Source organism: Rossellomorea sp. FM04394 (genome assembly GCF_041889765.1).
Lineage (GTDB): Bacteria > Bacillota > Bacilli > Bacillales > Bacillaceae_B > Rossellomorea > Rossellomorea aquimaris_B.
Genome location: NZ_CP168654.1, coordinates 2,248,615 through 2,264,757, shown reverse-complemented (window position 1 = coordinate 2,264,757; position 16,143 = coordinate 2,248,615). Strand labels below are relative to the sequence as shown.

Below are 16,143 nucleotides of genomic sequence, written 5' to 3'. Positions count from 1 at the left end.
GTGGTTTGTGTGGTAAAATAATTTGGTTGTGTAAACTAGGTTTTGGAGGTATTGGTTTGAAGAAGAATGCAATGAAGCAAAGCCTGTCGGTTTTGATGATATCCTTTATGGCCATGACGCCTTTTCAGCAAACGGCGCATGGGAAGACAAAATTAGATATAAATGCAGATGCTGCGATTTTAGTGGAAGCAGATACGGGTAAGATTGTTTATAAGGAACATGAAGATCAGCTGCTCGGTATTGCCAGCATGACGAAGATGATGACAGAATACCTTGTGTTAGAAGCCATTCAAGAAGGAAAGATCAAATGGGATCAAACGTATAAAGTAAGTGACAAAGTCCATCAATTAGCGAATGCACCAGGCTTGAGCAATGTCCCCTTAAGAGCGGACGAAGAGTATACGGTAAGGGAATTGTATGATGCCATGGTGATCAAATCAGGAAATGGTGCAGCGATTGCACTTTCCGAAGTCGTAGCAGGTTCCGAGGGAGAATTTGTAAAGAGGATGAATGCAAAGGCGAAGGAACTCGGATTTGAACATTATCAATTTGTTAATTCTTCCGGGCTGAGTAACTATGATATGCTCGGCATGTTTCCGAAGGGAACGGATGTAAATGATGAAAACATGGTATCGGCTGAAGATATGGCCACTCTGGCGTATTACCTCATTCACGATTTTCCAGAAGTATTAGAGACATCGAAACTCTCTTCCAAAGTTTTCAGACCGGGGACAAATGAAGAACTCCTCATGAAGAATACAAACGGCCTTTTAAAAGATAAAACCTATTTTTATAAAGGTGCAGATGGATTAAAGACAGGTACGACACCCTTTGCAGGTTCCACTTTTACCGGGACTGCAGAACGTGATGGGGTACGATATATTTCAGTCATTTTAGATGCAAAGGATGAATATGGTCAGCCCAGCAGTGCCGAGCGCTTCATTCAAACGACAGAACTTCTTGATTATGGATTTAATCAGTTTGAGACGGTTAAATATACTTTAAATGATATTGATAAGAAAAAGGAACACACGTTAGACGTTCCAGACGGTAAGGAACAAACGGTAACCATTAGAATAGACAAGCCTCTATCTATCCGTGTTACAAAAGAAGAGAAAGATAAAGTGAAAGCTTCAGTCAAATTAGATGAAGATAAGCTTAACGACGATGGTACTCTTCAAGCTCCCATTCAAAAGGGTGAAAAAATTGGTGAAATGTTGATTGAAACCCCTGAAAAGAACGAGTATATCATTGATAAAAAACAACCTTCCTATAAAGTTGATATATATGCCGCTGAGTCCGTCGAGAAGGCCAGTTGGCTAGTACGAAGTGCACGAAGCATTCAAGGTTTTTTTGGGAATTTGTTTTGATTGAGCTGGCTACATTATAGATTTGATGTTGCTTTTCTATCCAGTTCGTGTCAAGCTTACTAAGTTAGAGGATATAGAAAGAAGGTGGCATAATGATCGAAGTGAAAATATCATCTCTTAGTGACGGTGATCTTAATCGCGGCGTTTTTGCAAAAAGAGATATAGCCAAAGGAGAGCTGGTTCATGAAGCACCAGTCATCCCCTATCCCAATGAGGAACATGAACATATAGAGAAAACATTCCTGGCGGATTATGTATTTGAATACGGAATTAATCACACAGCACTTCTATTAGGATATGGAATGTTGTTTAACCATTCATATACACCAAATACAATTTACGAAATAAATTTCGATAACCATACCTTCGACTTTTATGCCTACAAAGACATTCAAGCTGGCGAAGAATTGCTCATTAATTATAATGGCGAAGTGGATAATGATGAACCGCTTTGGTTTAATAAAGATAAAAACGAAGATGAATAATTAAAAGGGACTTCCACTTGGAGGTCCCTTTTATTTTACTGACTAATGATTTTCAGGAACTCAGATTCTGGTTTCACTACCTTTATCCCTTTATCTGATTTTATATAGATTTCCTTGTCTCCTTCGTAAAGGACTTCAACTTTTAAATCATCAAACAGATAGGTTTTCTTACTTGAACGGGGTTCGGTTGATTGATCATCCCAATCAATGCCATCGTTGATAAAATCAACTAAAGACTGTATGGTTTCCTTATCGTTGATCGTCCGGCAGGATTCATTACCAGTATCAACATAAACGCATGCACTTTTTGGAGTCGCCTCCATCCAGACAGAGGAATAAAAAAAAGGATGTTTGTCAAAAATGACCTCCGTGTAGCCTTCCCCTTGATTGAAATGGGATGAGATAGATAATTCTCCATCAAAACCTACTTTTCTCCAACTAGAATAAAAACCGCCCCAATCATTTTCAGGAGCATGTTCGTCAATTGCTGAATCTAATTCACTTACCTCCCAACCCAATTTTGGAAGTTCCTCGAGATAAAAATCATAGATACCCATCCAATGATCGCCTTTCATTTTATAATTGCTCATTGTTGGTTCCAAGCCTTCATATAAAGGGATGTCATCATGTTCTTCGGGGATGATAGTCATCCCCTCGTAAGTACGGTCAGTCATCCTCTGATAGAAATACCAACTAAGGATCACAAGGAAAGTCAATATAAGATAATATAACCACTTTTTATTTTTCATTGAAACACCTCAGCAATCAGCCTACTCCACCAATTTCTCAAAGTCACTTCATCTATCGTATTACCATTAATATTCATCATCATCTAAAAGCATCCCCAAGCTTTTCTTTTATCTTATCATAATTTTTTCCAAAAGAATGACATTAAAAAACGATCAGAGGGACGGACCTCTGATCTACATTCATTATTTAAAAAGGTTAATATTAAGCCTTTTCTACAGAAAAGTTATAATTCAGATGTCCGTCCCTCTTCAAGCTTCTCAAGCTTCTCAAGGATCCGTCTTTTACGGTAGAGCATACGGCCGGTTTCGCCGATGTCTGAGATCATGGATTTGTTGATGAAGGAGCCGAACAGGATTCCTGCGATGGGAATCATTTGGAATAGTTTTTTCCATCCGAAGTTATCACGGAAGCTGATCATCACTTCCCTCCAGCCTTGAAGCTGGGAAAGGGTTTGTTCTCTTTTCTCCGTATCCTTTTTGTTAAAGTCCGATAGTTCGTGAAGGATTGCTTGTTTCCCTACTATATCTGAAGAAACGAATTGTAAACACTTTATAATGAAAATACGCTCCTGTTGATCATTTGGGTCGTACCCGTAACTTATTGCGATCTCCTGAAGAGTCTTAAGTGAGATACCGAGAATGAAAGGTATATCAATGCTTAGAGTCAGGAAGCCGCCGATTCCGGTAGTCGCCCCCTGGGTCATGGCAACCTTTTTTCTCATGCCTACAATCCCTTCGCTTACTTCATCCATATATGAAAGGGGGAGCTTGGAAATATCCATTACCGATAAGTGAGGATTATCTGTTCTCTTAACAAATCGCCTAACGACTTCTCTCTCACTTGTAAGGTAACTTCCTCCCTTTTGTATATAGCTCCCTATTTCATCCAGCGCTTGTCCGATCTTGTTATGCACCGTTTGAGGAGTGATCCGGTCAAGGATCATAAATGGAATACGGCCGAGCTTCTCCCAAAACCATAACCCTTTTTGATCCTCAGACCATTTATCAACGACTTCCAGTTCACGCAAAAGGGCTTCCCTTGTTTCTGATTCGTTCATATTACAGCAGCCTCCTTATATCAATGATAAACCAAAAAAATAACAGGCAATGAAAAGCCTGTTATTTCCACCTTATTGAACAATATCCTCTGTTTTCCCTTCAAGTATTTCCACTTTAATCGTACGTACCCGGCGGTTATCCACCTCTTCTACGCTCACTTTCAAGTTTTCATAGTCGAAGCTGTCACCCTCTGATGGAAGATCTTCGAAGCTTTCAACCACCCATCCCCCAATCGTATGGTAGGAACTTTCGGGCTCAGGTACATCAAGCAGCTCTGTGAATTCATCTAATTGATATTGTGAATCGAATCGATATTCTTTTTCACTGATTTTTCTCATGGAATGGGTTTTCTCATCCTGCTCATCCCATATCTCCCCTACGATTTCTTCCAAAATATCTTCGAGGGTGATGATTCCCGTCGTGCCGCCAAACTCATCCACTACAATGGCCATATGCACATTGTTCTTTTGAAGCTTGGTAAGCAGGGAGGAAATTTTGGCTGATTCAAATACAAACATCGGTTCACGAATCAATTCCCGGATGTTCACTTCACCGAACTTGATCAAGTGAGTGAAGAATTCTTTCTCTGAAAGAATTCCTATGATGTTATCGATATGATCTTCATAAACCGGAATCCGTGAAAAACGTTCTTCAAAAAACATTTCTTTGATTTCTTCAATCGGTTGGTTCACCTCAACGGCCATGACATCGATCCGGGGCGTAAGGACCTCGGTAGCAAGGATATCATCAAAGTCCATGGAGCGGTGAATCAACTCCCTTTCTTCTTTATCAATGACTCCTTCTTCTTCACTAATATCAAGCATCACTTTTAACTCTTCCTCTGTGACAGATGGCATCTCGTGATTTTTCGAGAAGAACTTCGATACCAACTCTTTTAATTTGATAAAAAAGTAGTTGATCGGTGTAAGGATTTTGATTAAGAAGAACAGCACGCCGGATATGGTCAGGGAATAGGTTTCAGCGTTTTCTTTTGCCAATGATTTCGGCAGGATCTCCCCGAAAATCAGAATTAACAGTGTCATGACAAACGTACTGATGACAAGACCAGTGTTACCTCCGAATATATCTGTGGCAAGCTTTGCTGAGATACTTGCTGCGGCGATGTTTACAATGTTATTCCCGACTAATATCGTAGACAGGGCTTTATCAAAATTCTCCGCAATATAATGAGCCTTGATGCTTCCTCTTCTTCCTTCACTTACGAAATTCATAAGCCTGATCTTGTTTACACTGGAGTAAGCCGTTTCCGCCGATGAGAAAAAGGCAGATAAAAGGATTAATGCTCCTAATAATACTAATGAATTCAGTGGTATATCGTCCAAAAAAAAGTCACTCTCCTGTAGTTGTTTATCTATTATGCTGGTTTAACCAGAAAAAACCATTAATGCTTGAAATAGTGCCGAAGCCTGTGGGGAAACCTGCTTTAACATGCGTTTTCGGTCCTCATCCCCTAATGTATCCATAGCCTGCAGGACCTCATGCAATTCGTTATGCAGATGCTTCATTTCATTTCGTATATGATTCACTTGCTTTTCAAGTACTGAATGATCGACATGCTTGGATTTCAAAAGAATCATTCGGTCTTTAATTTCATTCAACGTCATATTCATGTGCTGACACTGTTCGATCAGCTTCAAGTCTGCTAATGCTTCTTCATGATAATACCGGTAATTATTGTTCGACCGGTTGCATTTTAATAAACCCATTTTCGTATAATAATCAATCGTCCGCTTGGACACTTCACTTAGCTTCGATAGCTCGCCTATTCGATACAACTTCCCAAGTTATCACCTCTAGAGTAGTATACTTTATTTCTCCTAAACCGTACAGTTAAACGTTACGGTTTAGGGACGGACCTCAAAAAATAGTTTGTTTTCGTATTAAAGATGCTAATTCAAGGTTTCCCATGAAGCTTGTCGTCAAATCGAGGTCCGTCCCTCTATTTAGAATCGAAATGGCTTTTCATCCGTAAGAAGGGGAATAAGTGAAGGACACCCGCTCCTACTGTCATTAATAGTCCGACTAATAGTAATAACCAAAATAAAATATTCGCTCCCGCAGTAGGTGATGAGGAGATGAGGAAACTTAACACAAGGTCAATCACGCCAAGGAGAGCAATGGAAATCCGGAAACTTGATTGTTTAAATAACCGAAATGCAATCAGAACTAAAAGATAACTGGCACTGATAAACATCAACCCGGGATAAACTGGTGAAAACTTGGCAGCATATACAAAGAAATCAAGTGCTACTATATCATTCGAACTTTGAACACTGCCATGAATCATGTCACTGAACGGAGCTGAATACCTCCATTCCCCAGAGTTATCCAACAAAGCACTCCCTTCATACCAAGAGACCAAAGACGCAAATCCAAAGATAACCAACCCGATGCCTATTTGTGACCAATACCTAATCGACATAACTTTCTCCTTTCCTTTGAGGGACGGACCTCAAAATATGTCTGATTGATGATAAAAAACGTTTAATATTATGGGTTCCCTCTTATGTAACAGAATGATCAAAGTGAACGCTTGCAAGATCCTAAGCTATGAAAAGTACTCAAAAGGTCACTCTAACTGATAAACTTAAAATAGCGAAATAGAAAATGGATAGTAAAAATTTTCTTCTTCAAATCGCCTTTCAAGGAAGTAAATTCAATCTTGTTTCACCCTCCAGGAATTCTCCATTAGTACCATAAACCTTCACTTTCGGCCACTTCGTATTCCAATCCTTTTCCAGCACCCTTTTTTTAAAAATGGAGGCCAATGCCTCTTTACCTGTAAAAGGTGGTGTCGGCTTTATTTGGAGGGAAAGTAAATCTTGTATCCCCCAGGGTGCTGCTAAAATAAGGTCATTATTCTCGATTCTCGTTCATCGTCAATGCAATGGAAGTAGCAGTTTCAGGGAATCGAGATACAGCATCAATCGTGGAGCTATAGGGTGCTTCTCCATTTTTGATATGCATCCTGGCCTGGTTTTTCACAGACCACGGTTCGGCAGGAGCTTTTTCCTTCAATTTGGATTCCAAATACTTTTCGAATTGCTCCTCTGTATTCGAAGCATCAAAATATACTACATCAATATCCGGCAAGGCTGTTTTCTTTGAATACCCATGCAGTGTATCCCACACTTTCGTCCTTACAAATCCTGCACAGATCCACCAGTCGGGCAGATGAAGGGTTTGAACGGTTTCTAAGATGCCAATCATCCATGAATCATTTTTAACTAAATCCAAAATGTCCTGTTCAGATTTGATCACGGTCTTCCCCCCTTCCTTTGTAGACCATTGAAGAATTTCCCCTGAATGAATTCTCGGGTATGACTTGAACGGTTTTAACTTATTTTACCATGAAAAGCAGGCTCAAAAGGATTCATTTGGATTTGCTATTCAGTTCATTCAACCAGTGGGTAATGGATGTCAAAATAAAAATGCCAGGAAGTTTTCCTGACATTTCTTATCGTATCATTGACCCCCGGTAAACCAACTGCTCGCTTTCACTCGTTCTTCTTCCTGCAGTTGTCTTTCGTTATGATTTCCTGCTTCAAATGTATTTTGTGAAAATTTACGTCTTAGAAGACCACTTATTATACCGAATACAACGGCAATGCCAATAATCCACCATAGCATACGCTTCACTTCACTCCTACCCTTGAAAAATCCCTTTCTATATATACGGATGAAAGCAGGAGTAAGTTTCATCTTTTTCAAAAATCAGGCGCTATTCCAAGTAATGAAATTCAGGTTGTGGGTGCGACAAGAAATCGTGATGAGAGATGGTCCAGCCATACGCTCCTGCCTTAGAGAAAACCACTAAGTCTCCTGCTTTTAACCTTTCTATATAACTCTTCCGGATAAGCAAGTCATTGGGGGTGCATAATTCTCCTGCGACTGTAACGAATTCTTCCCTTAACTCTGGTCTCGGCAGTGGCTCGTCGTACCATTCGTCCACTGGATAAATCGTATGGGGGTGACTCATTTTCCAAGCTGCAGGCAGCCGTAAATGATGAGTACCTCCCCTTATCAGTGCAAAATGCTCACCATGATTTCTCTTAATGTCCATCACTTCTGCCACATAGAATCCGCAATCAGCTACCATATACCGGCCAAGTTCCAATATCAGCTGGATTCCCTCATGAGTAAATAAAGCTTTCATTTGCTGCAAACCATTCGTGAAGGTTTCCCAATCAAATGGCTCTTCTGGATGTTCATAGTTTATACCGATGCCTCCACCTGCGTTCAATATAGTGGCAGAAGGTAATGAAAAGACAGCCTTCCACTCCACTATCTTTTCCCGGCAGGAATGTATGAATTCCAGGTGATCAAGGGCATCGAGATTATTACTCATCGCATGAAAGTGAAAGCCTTTTACTTCGAGGTAAGGATAGTCTGACAGATCATTTAATAGAGTAGGAATCCTTTTTTCTTCTATTCCGAATTGAGTCGGAACCCCAGTCATTTTATGAGAGCTCCTGGCCACCTGATAGGTACTGTTCACACGAATGAGGACAGGGAGCTTCTCCCCTGTAACGGATCCTAAGCGGTTCAATCGATGCAAGTCCCGTTCACTTTCTATATTCATAGCGTGAAGGTTTCCCTTGGAGAGATACTCCAGTTCCCTGTCTTTTTTTGCCGGTGCTCCAAAGATAATGGGCTTATCAGTGAGATTCAGGATCTTGTTGAGTTCCCCTTCTGAAGCTGTGTCGAATCCATCAATATACTCTTCTAAAGCATGGATGATCTTCATGTCGGGATTTGCTTTGACCGCATAAAATAAGGAACAGTAAGAAGGCAATGACTCCTTCAGATAATGAACATGTTTTTTTAATTTATTAATGTCATAGATATAGGCACATATGGGATCTTCTCTTCTATTGTTAAGAAGTAACGGGAGATATGCGCTGACGTTATTAGAAATCATAGATTACTCCTTCCATAAACTTCGATTACTGCGGACAACGATGATGGTAAACAGGACGGTTCCGATTCCCATTGAAAGGCCGGCCGTGTAAGCATCAAATGAACTGGCGATAAACCCGATCAGGATGGCCCCGAGGGGAATGTAGCCCCTGTCCATAAGGGCAATGCTCAATACCCTGCCCCGAAACTCATCTGCCACCTTCACCTGGATGAGGACTCTGCTTAATGTTCTGTAATATTGACTTGCGAATCCCACTAAGAACATAAAGCCCAGAGCTATATAATAATAACGACTCATCACGGTAAATAAGATTAAGGTTGTTCCGAAGGCAAGCGAGGACAAAATCAGCCAACGTCCCCCCATCCTCGGCTGTCGGAATGTCAGGATCCCGGTAGCGGCGATCGCACCTGCAGAAGAAATGGAAAGTAACAATCCAAATCCCGCCGGACCGAGACCCATCAGCTCTTTCGAAATAATGGGAAGCATTGTCGTATAGGGAAATCCAAAAATCATCGGAGCTACAGCAACTAACATGATTCCGGATATCCCGGGTTCTCCTTTTATGTAATGAAAGGTTTCAGTCAATGATTTCTTCCCTTTCGTTTCTGTCACTCCTTTCAGCCGTTGAGGGGTGGAAATGGTCATCAATGATAAAATGACCAGGAGAGTCCCGAACGAGACTCCGATCATCACATCCCCAGCTGTGAAATGCCCAAGGAGTACACCTGCAAACGCCGGACCGAGCATTCTTGCTACGTTAATACACGTCGTTTGTAGGGTTATGGCACTTCCCAGCATTTCAATAGGAACGATATCTGATAACATGGCATTACGAATCGGCACTTCGTAACTCATAAAAATGGATCGAATCGTTATGGCGAAAAGTAGTAAGTAAAACGATGCTTGCAGTCCAATTATAACCGCAATGGAAATGGTAGATAGAAAGATTCCACTATACAGGATGAGAAGTGCGTTTCGTCGATTATATTTGTCTGCTGCCACACCTGCAGATACGGAAAAAAGGAAAACCGGCAGCAGTCTGCATGCATTCACAATTCCCAACGCCACTGCTGAATGAGTCCACTCATACACGATCCAGTTGAGAATGGTTAGATCCATCCAATCTGTGGACCGTACAAAGAAGCTCCCATACAAGAAGCGGCGGAAAGGTCGTGATTTTAATGCGATATGCTGCTGAACAGGAAAAGAATTCACTTTCAGCTCTCTTCTCTTCCTAACGGATTGGTAACTTGACTGTATAGATATCCTTCTGAGGGGCTCATTCTCATCCTTGTTAACGCTTTATGCTTTACTTCATTCTGATAAAAAAATGCTTGGTCTTCTTCAACATTCCCGGGAACCGTCAAGGAAAGTGAAGTAAATGTATCTTCACAAGTCATTTTTACCAATGCCCAGAACTCACCTTCATAGACACCTGAAGCTTCTACAAGAAGACGGATGACCTCCCCAAAATGACTTTGGAAAATCGTGTAGTGGGCTTTTGAGTACATTTCTTCTATATTGTCTGTCATCGTGATACTGCCTGGATGAAAGTCTGGGAAAAGATTTTGAGCAACTAATCTCTTTTTGAAGATCCTTGCTCCTCCCCAATCCCGGAAGTAAAAGCGCACAGGTTTACCGTTTTTGAAAACTGGGAGACTATTCTGCAAATGTCCTTCCAACGCAACTCCATATTTTGTCAAGAATGTGAGGAAACCTGGAATAGTCACAGATAAATAGTCTTTAAAAAATGACTGTGCTCCTCTTTCTTTAGATATTTTCTGATGCTCGCAATATTCATCCAGCAGTTCAGCAAGAATGGTGCGATTGGAAAAAGGTGAGATGGCGTATAAACTGCTGCCAGTGATCATTACTTCCTGTTCATCCAGATCCTCTTCCCGATTTTCTCTTATGACGACAGTCAGATTTCTCCTTTGATCATCCCTTTCTGATTTAAATGAGTACCCGGCTATTTCGTTAAGTGGAAGAAAAGGAGTTAACTCTGTTTCTTCCTTTAAAATATCCCTCACCATTTCCGTAAAAATGGTACTGTTTAAGGCAGTCTGACTTGAGATCGATCTTACAGTGGAAGTCATCTGACTATTGACGGCCAGTTTAACAAACCGACTGTTGTTATTCTGAGGCAGAACTGTGCGAAATGATGAAGAAGCCTCACATACGATAGATAGAGTTTCAATCGGGATGATAATCCCCCTATTAATTTCTGATTGATAAAGTGGATATAAAGCATGTTTATACTGCCATTCGTGAATAGGCAGAAGCTTATAATTATCTAGATTGAGTTTATTTTTCGTCATAAAATCATGGTAGGATGGCATAATCTCTGAAAACGTTTCTTCTATTGTATTCGGCTCGGCTTCAGTCATTTCAACCCATTCTTTTTTAACCGCTACAAAGCAAATCTTAAATGTTTGATGAAATTCAGGTGAATAGGTGGCTACATCCTCAGGGGACATGCCCGTTTTGGTTTTTGAACCTGGATGTAAATGATGCCCTTCTAAACTAAGCTGCTCAAAGAATGAAAGCTGGCTCCATAGGGGTTCATCCTGCTTCTTCCTTTTAACATACTCCAGGGAAGACGGACAACGGTTCTCACCCATTTCTTTCTTCAGGCTCTCTATCCAGTGGGCATGCTTGGCATATCCGAGGGATTGATTAGCCGTTCCATTATCAAGTTCTTGGATAAGTTTAAACCCCTCATCTGAAAGATCTAAAAGAGAAATCAGCTCACTGGCCGTCATTACTTTCCCATGGGACTCTTTTGAAATCCATAGTACTTCTCCTTCTAGAGTGACTCTTCGAAAGGCGAGCTCATCCTTAATAGGGAACAGAATCATATAGTCTTCAAAAGACTTCATTCTATAAGAAAGATCCTCCTTTAACTCAACGGTTTGAAGCTGATGCAAAAACGGCTCCCACTTTTTATACACTTTCAAAAGGCTTGTTACATAAACCGAACCTATTTTCTTCAATTGAACAGAATCAGAGTAAAGTGAGTTCACGTCTTCCCTTAATAAAGAGGATGCAAGCTTGTTAAGGATCGTTTGTCGTCCTTTATCCAGATGCTCTATATAGTGGGCTACCAAATGAGGTTGATTTTCTTTCAGGTATTTCAGGCATTGAGTTTCTTCGTCTAGAAACCGCCTTTCAGCTAATGGATGATTTTTATAAAGATTCAATGATATTCTCCTTTCCTCCTTGAATTAATGGATTAGGAGCCGAAACATACATATTTTCTGTGATGGCGTCGGATAATCTCATTTTTATCAATGACTTTAAATACGTTCTTGTACTAAATAGTTCCTGTTCAAAATGATCTGCATGTTCCTTGTGAAGCATTCGGGTTTTTAAATCATCCAAGGTGAATTGAATTACATCAGAAACCTGTCGCCACTGAAGAGCTTCAGAAACCTTTAGTTCTCTTGCTATTCTCACGATGATTTCTCCCAAATGATTATGAATGACAGCATGTGAAAACATTTTATATAAATCTAATGGTTCAGATGTGAGTAAATTCGTTTCGTTGCTGATTTTCCCTTTTTTAATAAACGCACTTGAACGCTCTTCTAAAATGCGAATCCCCCCGTTGTCTCGTATCGATAGTTTGCTCGGAAGCCCATTTTCGAAAATAATGAGTGCATTTTGAAGATGTGCTTCCAGACTGATTCCATACTTAACGATCAAGTTAATGAGACCGGGAATCAGAGTGCTTGCGTATTCTTGAATAAAATCAGCAGCAGCACTTTCTTTAGAAATTCCTTTCCTCATTGACCATTCTTCGATAAGTTCCACAATCAACACCTTCCCAGTTACCGGAGATGTGTTGATGAGCGCTGCTCCTGGAACAGCAATTTCCTCGTTCGTAAGGTTCTTTTCTGGATTTTCCCTGATTAGAGCAGACAAGTTCTTTTCTAAATTTAGCGACGCTTCCTTTCGATTGGATTGGTAATGCCCACCACTACTTTCAGATAGAAAGTTAATACTATTATTTATCTCTAAGTCATGTTTGGAGATAGTATTCAACAGGTCTGAAATAACAGGACCGTTCCAGACGGATGTGGGCGAAACGATTCTTTTCGCACTCGTCATTTGAACGTTGAGGGCTGTTTTTATATGGTGTTGCATTCGATTATTTGGCGCTAATGATCGGAAGGAGATCAATGGCTGATAGGGAATCGTTGTGTCGATCGGGATCAGCAATTTCTGTTTCAATTCTGTTCTGTAATGTTTTTTAACGGTGTGTTCGTATTGCCATGGATGAACGGGAATGATGTCGTATTCCTCAGGTTCCAGGTGAAGTCGGGTTATGTTCTCCTTGAATGCTTCTTCCAGGTATCGATGATCCTTCAGTAACACGTCTGTCATGGACGATCCACCGGTTATTTTCGAGAATGACGATATGCTCTTATGAATTGCGAGGGGAATGATATCTACCTTACTTCCCCATTCTGGAGCGTACACCATCACTTCATTTTCCGATAAACCAAGCCTTGTCTTTGAACAAGGGTGGAGAGTATGACCTTCGATGACCCATTGTTCTAAAAAAACCAATGGACTGAATGATGCGTTAGAAGATTGTTCTTTTTGTAAATAGTCAAGGGTGCTCTCTGATATGTTCCCACCCTGTCTCAACTTCGCAGCGGTTAAAGCTAAAGCATCATTTATGACACTGTTTTCCAGTTCGATTTTAAGCTGATTCAGATTACCGGATTCAGAGGACCGTGTCCCGATCAATTCCTCTATAAACTGAGCAGGAGTATCGATTGGATGGACTGTATTTTCTTTTTCTATAATAATGGGATCTTCAATATCCATTTGTCCAAGTGAATAGGTATGCTGTATGGGGACCTTGATTATTATGTTGTGTGAGGGTTTTATGTATAATGATTTGCCGTCATTTGTTGATTTTCCCCAAGTGTAGTCAAGTACCTCTTCTCGAACGATCGCTTGAACAAGTTTATGAAGAATGCGTTTTTGAGATATTGGTAACTTTTCTTGGATGATTTTTCGCATATCGGTCTGCATTATTTGAAATGGCTGATGTGAGGACAGAATGGTCATCTGTGCTCCTCCTTTTTTAGTGAGAATCGTTTTCAATTACAAAGTTTAAATGAAAATGATTCTCATTGTCAATTTAAAATACGGAAATAAGGAAATAGTCCCTTCTCTCGAAATTGTCTTATGAGTATTGACTTCGTAATCGCCCTTCAAGTTATGCTGGTTGGTGGAGGTTTAGAACGTAGGAAGATTTTTAATTAAAATAAAAACGCAACCCTCATTACAAAGGATTGCGTTTCTGTTTATTCAGCTTCTGTTTCTTGCTCTTCCGTTTCTTCTAGCTGGTCAGCATTCCGGACCTCTTCTTCTGTCGATGAGTCAAAGTAACCGTCCTTTTCGTATTGCTTCTTCAGCTCGAAGTATTTGTCCATTGCCCGCTTGGCGATGGTTTTATTTACGTATGGATCTTTGTTCTGATGCGAATATGGTAACACGACAGAAAAGGCTACTTCCGGGTTGTCGTATGGGGCATAGCCGATTAGAGTGGTGTTGAATGTTTCATATTGTCTTTTTTCTTCAGGGCTATAATAGAAAGCTTCTGCCGTGCCGGATTTTGCAGCTGCGTCGTAAGGAGCTGATCTGAAATTATTTGCTGTTCCATTTGCACCATGAGTAACTTGATAGAAGCCTCGCTGGACCTGTTGTATCTCTCTTTCCGTTGCATCAATCCTGTTTAAAACTTTAGATTGGTGTTCATATAAAAGAGGCCCTACTTTCCCTCTTTCCTGGCTGGGTTCACGAATTTCCTTCATGATATGCGGCTGCATCCGGTAGCCGCCATTTGCAATGGTTGAAGCGTATTGAACGAGCTGCATCGGGGTGTATAAATCGTACTGCCCAATCGAAAAGTCCATAAGTTTACCTGGTTCAGTTTCGTTCCCTTTTAGCCCCTCTACCTCTCCAGGTAGATCAATTCCCGTTTTGACTCCCAACCCAAACTGGCTGTAATAACTTCTCATAATATCAAATGCTTCTGGATTAATATTCAATGGTTGTTCACGACGATAAGTGGCATCTGCAATTTTGAAAGCTGTTTTAAACATGTATACGTTGGATGAAATTTCGAGAGCACCGATATCACTCAAATATCTTGAACCACTAAACCAAGATTTCTTGACTTTGGTATCTTTTATCTTAATCGGTTCATCATAAAGCACATCCCCTACATTCAAAGCTCCAGTCATATACCCCGTCAACACAGTAGCACCCTTAACAGCAGAGCCCACTCCATACTCAGAAGTAAATGTACCCAAAGCATAATCCTGCATCTCCGTCTTTCCATCAGCGTTTTTGCCATATTTCTTTCCGACCATGGAAAGGATTTCACCTGTGTGTGGATCCATCATGACAACAAAAGCCCGATCCAGGAATGGGGATTCCCAATATTGGGATGCTTGTTTACTCAGCTCTTCTTCAACGATTTTTTCAATTTCTTTTTGAAGCTGGAGGTCGATGGTTAATACGACATCCTTACCACTGTGACCTTCGCTGACGAGTTGTGTATCAAGGACACTTCCATTTTTCGTGATGTATTCGATTTCTTCCTTCTGACCTTTTAGGACGTTTTCATACTGTGATTCGAAATAACTAGTTCCAACACGGTCGTTAAGTGCATATCCTTGAGCTTTGAATTCATTGACAAGTTCACTTGGGAGCCCCTGTTGTGAGGTGGATACTCTTCCTAGAATCGTTCTCAACGTGCTGTCATTCACATATTTTCTTTCCCAGTCAGTGGTAACGTTCACTCCTGGCAATTCTGACAGGCGTTCACTGACTCTCGCCATTTCCTCCATGGAAACATCCTTGTTTTTGATGATTTGAGGCGTAAGGGCATAGCCGGTATTGAATTCGCGGAATATGGCCAGGATTTCCTCTTCTTGTTTAGTAAAAGATTTGATGTCCTTTTCCGTGATCCTTTCCAGCTGCAATTCATATACCTTTTTATTCACATCATCTTTTGTAAGATCTTCATCATCTTCCAGTTTCTTTAACTCATCCTCTGAAACGAGTTTTTCTGCTTTATCAGGATGACTCAGAAGCCAGAAATCCTGCCGATCCCGATCTGTGATCTTGTCTGGATTCATTTCGATCAAATCTGCGAGTCTTCTTGCTACTTTCAGCATATCCTCGGGCTTTGTCGTTTGTGTTCTGGTATAAGTGATTGCGTTTAAAGGTACATTGTCCACGATCACATTCCGATACCGGTCATAGACTTTACCCCTAGGTGGTGTACCATTATGGGATTTCACATTTTCTGTTCTCGCTACTTCTGCTTCATAATGGTTCCCCTGCACGATTTGCACAATCCCAAGACGAAGAATCAGAAGTGAAAATAGAAAAAAGACCGAAATAAACAGTAGATTCATTCTCAATGGCACATGGGTTTTTTTCTTTTTCTTCTTTTCCTTCAATTGAATGACCCCTTCTCAAGCTGGTATTTTACCAAAATATGATAATGT

The 16,143-nt window shown here is 40.6% G+C and carries 13 protein-coding genes and 1 pseudogene; 2 read left to right on the top strand and 12 right to left on the bottom strand.

The genetic code is table 11. The features are described from left to right. Positions 1–56 precede the first annotated feature (56 nt). Both ACCB35_RS11285 and ACCB35_RS11280 read left to right on the top strand, forming a co-directional pair. Complete coding sequence (locus tag ACCB35_RS11285) at positions 57–1,370, top strand: D-alanyl-D-alanine carboxypeptidase family protein (RefSeq protein WP_374053816.1); 1,314 nt, start codon at positions 57–59, stop codon at positions 1,368–1,370. A 92-nt stretch (positions 1,371–1,462) separates the two neighbouring features. Next, positions 1,463–1,855: an SET domain-containing protein gene (locus tag ACCB35_RS11280; RefSeq protein WP_044337031.1), complete on the top strand. Its 393-nt coding sequence runs from the start codon at positions 1,463–1,465 to the stop codon at positions 1,853–1,855. 35 nt (positions 1,856–1,890) lie between these two features. On the opposite strand, the gene ACCB35_RS11275 is transcribed toward ACCB35_RS11280, so the two are convergent. The 12 genes and pseudogenes from ACCB35_RS11275 to ACCB35_RS11220 all read right to left on the bottom strand — a co-directional run bounded on the left by ACCB35_RS11275 (position 1,891) and on the right by ACCB35_RS11220 (position 16,050). Beyond that, positions 1,891–2,604, bottom strand: a complete 714-nt coding sequence (locus tag ACCB35_RS11275) for a hypothetical protein (RefSeq protein WP_374053815.1) — start codon at positions 2,602–2,604, stop codon at positions 1,891–1,893. A gap of 224 nt (positions 2,605–2,828) precedes the next feature. Continuing rightward, the gene (locus tag ACCB35_RS11270; protein WP_374053814.1) at positions 2,829–3,662 is read right to left on the bottom strand and encodes an EcsC family protein; all 834 of its coding nucleotides are present in this window, start codon (positions 3,660–3,662) and stop codon (positions 2,829–2,831) included. A 72-nt stretch (positions 3,663–3,734) separates the two neighbouring features. Then, the gene (locus ACCB35_RS11265) at positions 3,735–5,006 is read right to left on the bottom strand and encodes a hemolysin family protein (RefSeq protein WP_374053813.1); all 1,272 of its coding nucleotides are present in this window, start codon (positions 5,004–5,006) and stop codon (positions 3,735–3,737) included. 42 nt (positions 5,007–5,048) lie between these two features. Beyond that, positions 5,049–5,459 carry a MerR family transcriptional regulator gene (locus ACCB35_RS11260; RefSeq protein WP_374053812.1) on the bottom strand — a complete coding sequence of 137 codons (411 nt, stop codon included), beginning with the start codon at positions 5,457–5,459 and terminating at the stop codon, positions 5,049–5,051. Positions 5,460–5,623: 164 nt separating this feature from the next. Beyond that, a complete protein-coding gene (locus ACCB35_RS11255) occupies positions 5,624–6,106 on the bottom strand; it encodes a YjdJ family protein (RefSeq protein WP_374053811.1) in 483 nt (160 codons plus the stop codon). A gap of 220 nt (positions 6,107–6,326) precedes the next feature. Continuing rightward, a pseudogene (locus ACCB35_RS11250) lies at positions 6,327–6,894 on the bottom strand (nucleotidyltransferase family protein). Positions 6,895–7,149: 255 nt separating this feature from the next. Next, on the bottom strand, positions 7,150–7,314 hold the full coding sequence (locus ACCB35_RS11245; RefSeq protein ID WP_374053810.1) for a hypothetical protein: 165 nt from the start codon (positions 7,312–7,314) through the stop codon (positions 7,150–7,152). Positions 7,315–7,405: 91 nt separating this feature from the next. Then, positions 7,406–8,605: a type III PLP-dependent enzyme gene (locus ACCB35_RS11240; RefSeq protein ID WP_374053809.1), complete on the bottom strand. Its 1,200-nt coding sequence runs from the start codon at positions 8,603–8,605 to the stop codon at positions 7,406–7,408. Between the two features lie 3 nt (positions 8,606–8,608). Next, a complete protein-coding gene (locus ACCB35_RS11235; RefSeq protein WP_374053808.1) occupies positions 8,609–9,820 on the bottom strand; it encodes an MFS transporter in 1,212 nt (403 codons plus the stop codon). Between the two features lie 2 nt (positions 9,821–9,822). Next, entirely contained in the window at positions 9,823–11,805 is a 1,983-nt protein-coding gene (locus ACCB35_RS11230; RefSeq protein ID WP_374053807.1) for an IucA/IucC family siderophore biosynthesis protein, read from the bottom strand. Further along, positions 11,792–13,687 carry an IucA/IucC family siderophore biosynthesis protein gene (locus ACCB35_RS11225; protein ID WP_374053806.1) on the bottom strand — a complete coding sequence of 632 codons (1,896 nt, stop codon included), beginning with the start codon at positions 13,685–13,687 and terminating at the stop codon, positions 11,792–11,794. The genes ACCB35_RS11230 and ACCB35_RS11225 overlap by 14 nt, the downstream gene beginning before the upstream one ends. Positions 13,688–13,926: 239 nt before the next feature. Then, the gene (locus ACCB35_RS11220; RefSeq protein WP_374057000.1) at positions 13,927–16,050 is read right to left on the bottom strand and encodes a peptidoglycan D,D-transpeptidase FtsI family protein; all 2,124 of its coding nucleotides are present in this window, start codon (positions 16,048–16,050) and stop codon (positions 13,927–13,929) included. Between the last annotated feature and the right edge of the window lie 93 nt (positions 16,051–16,143).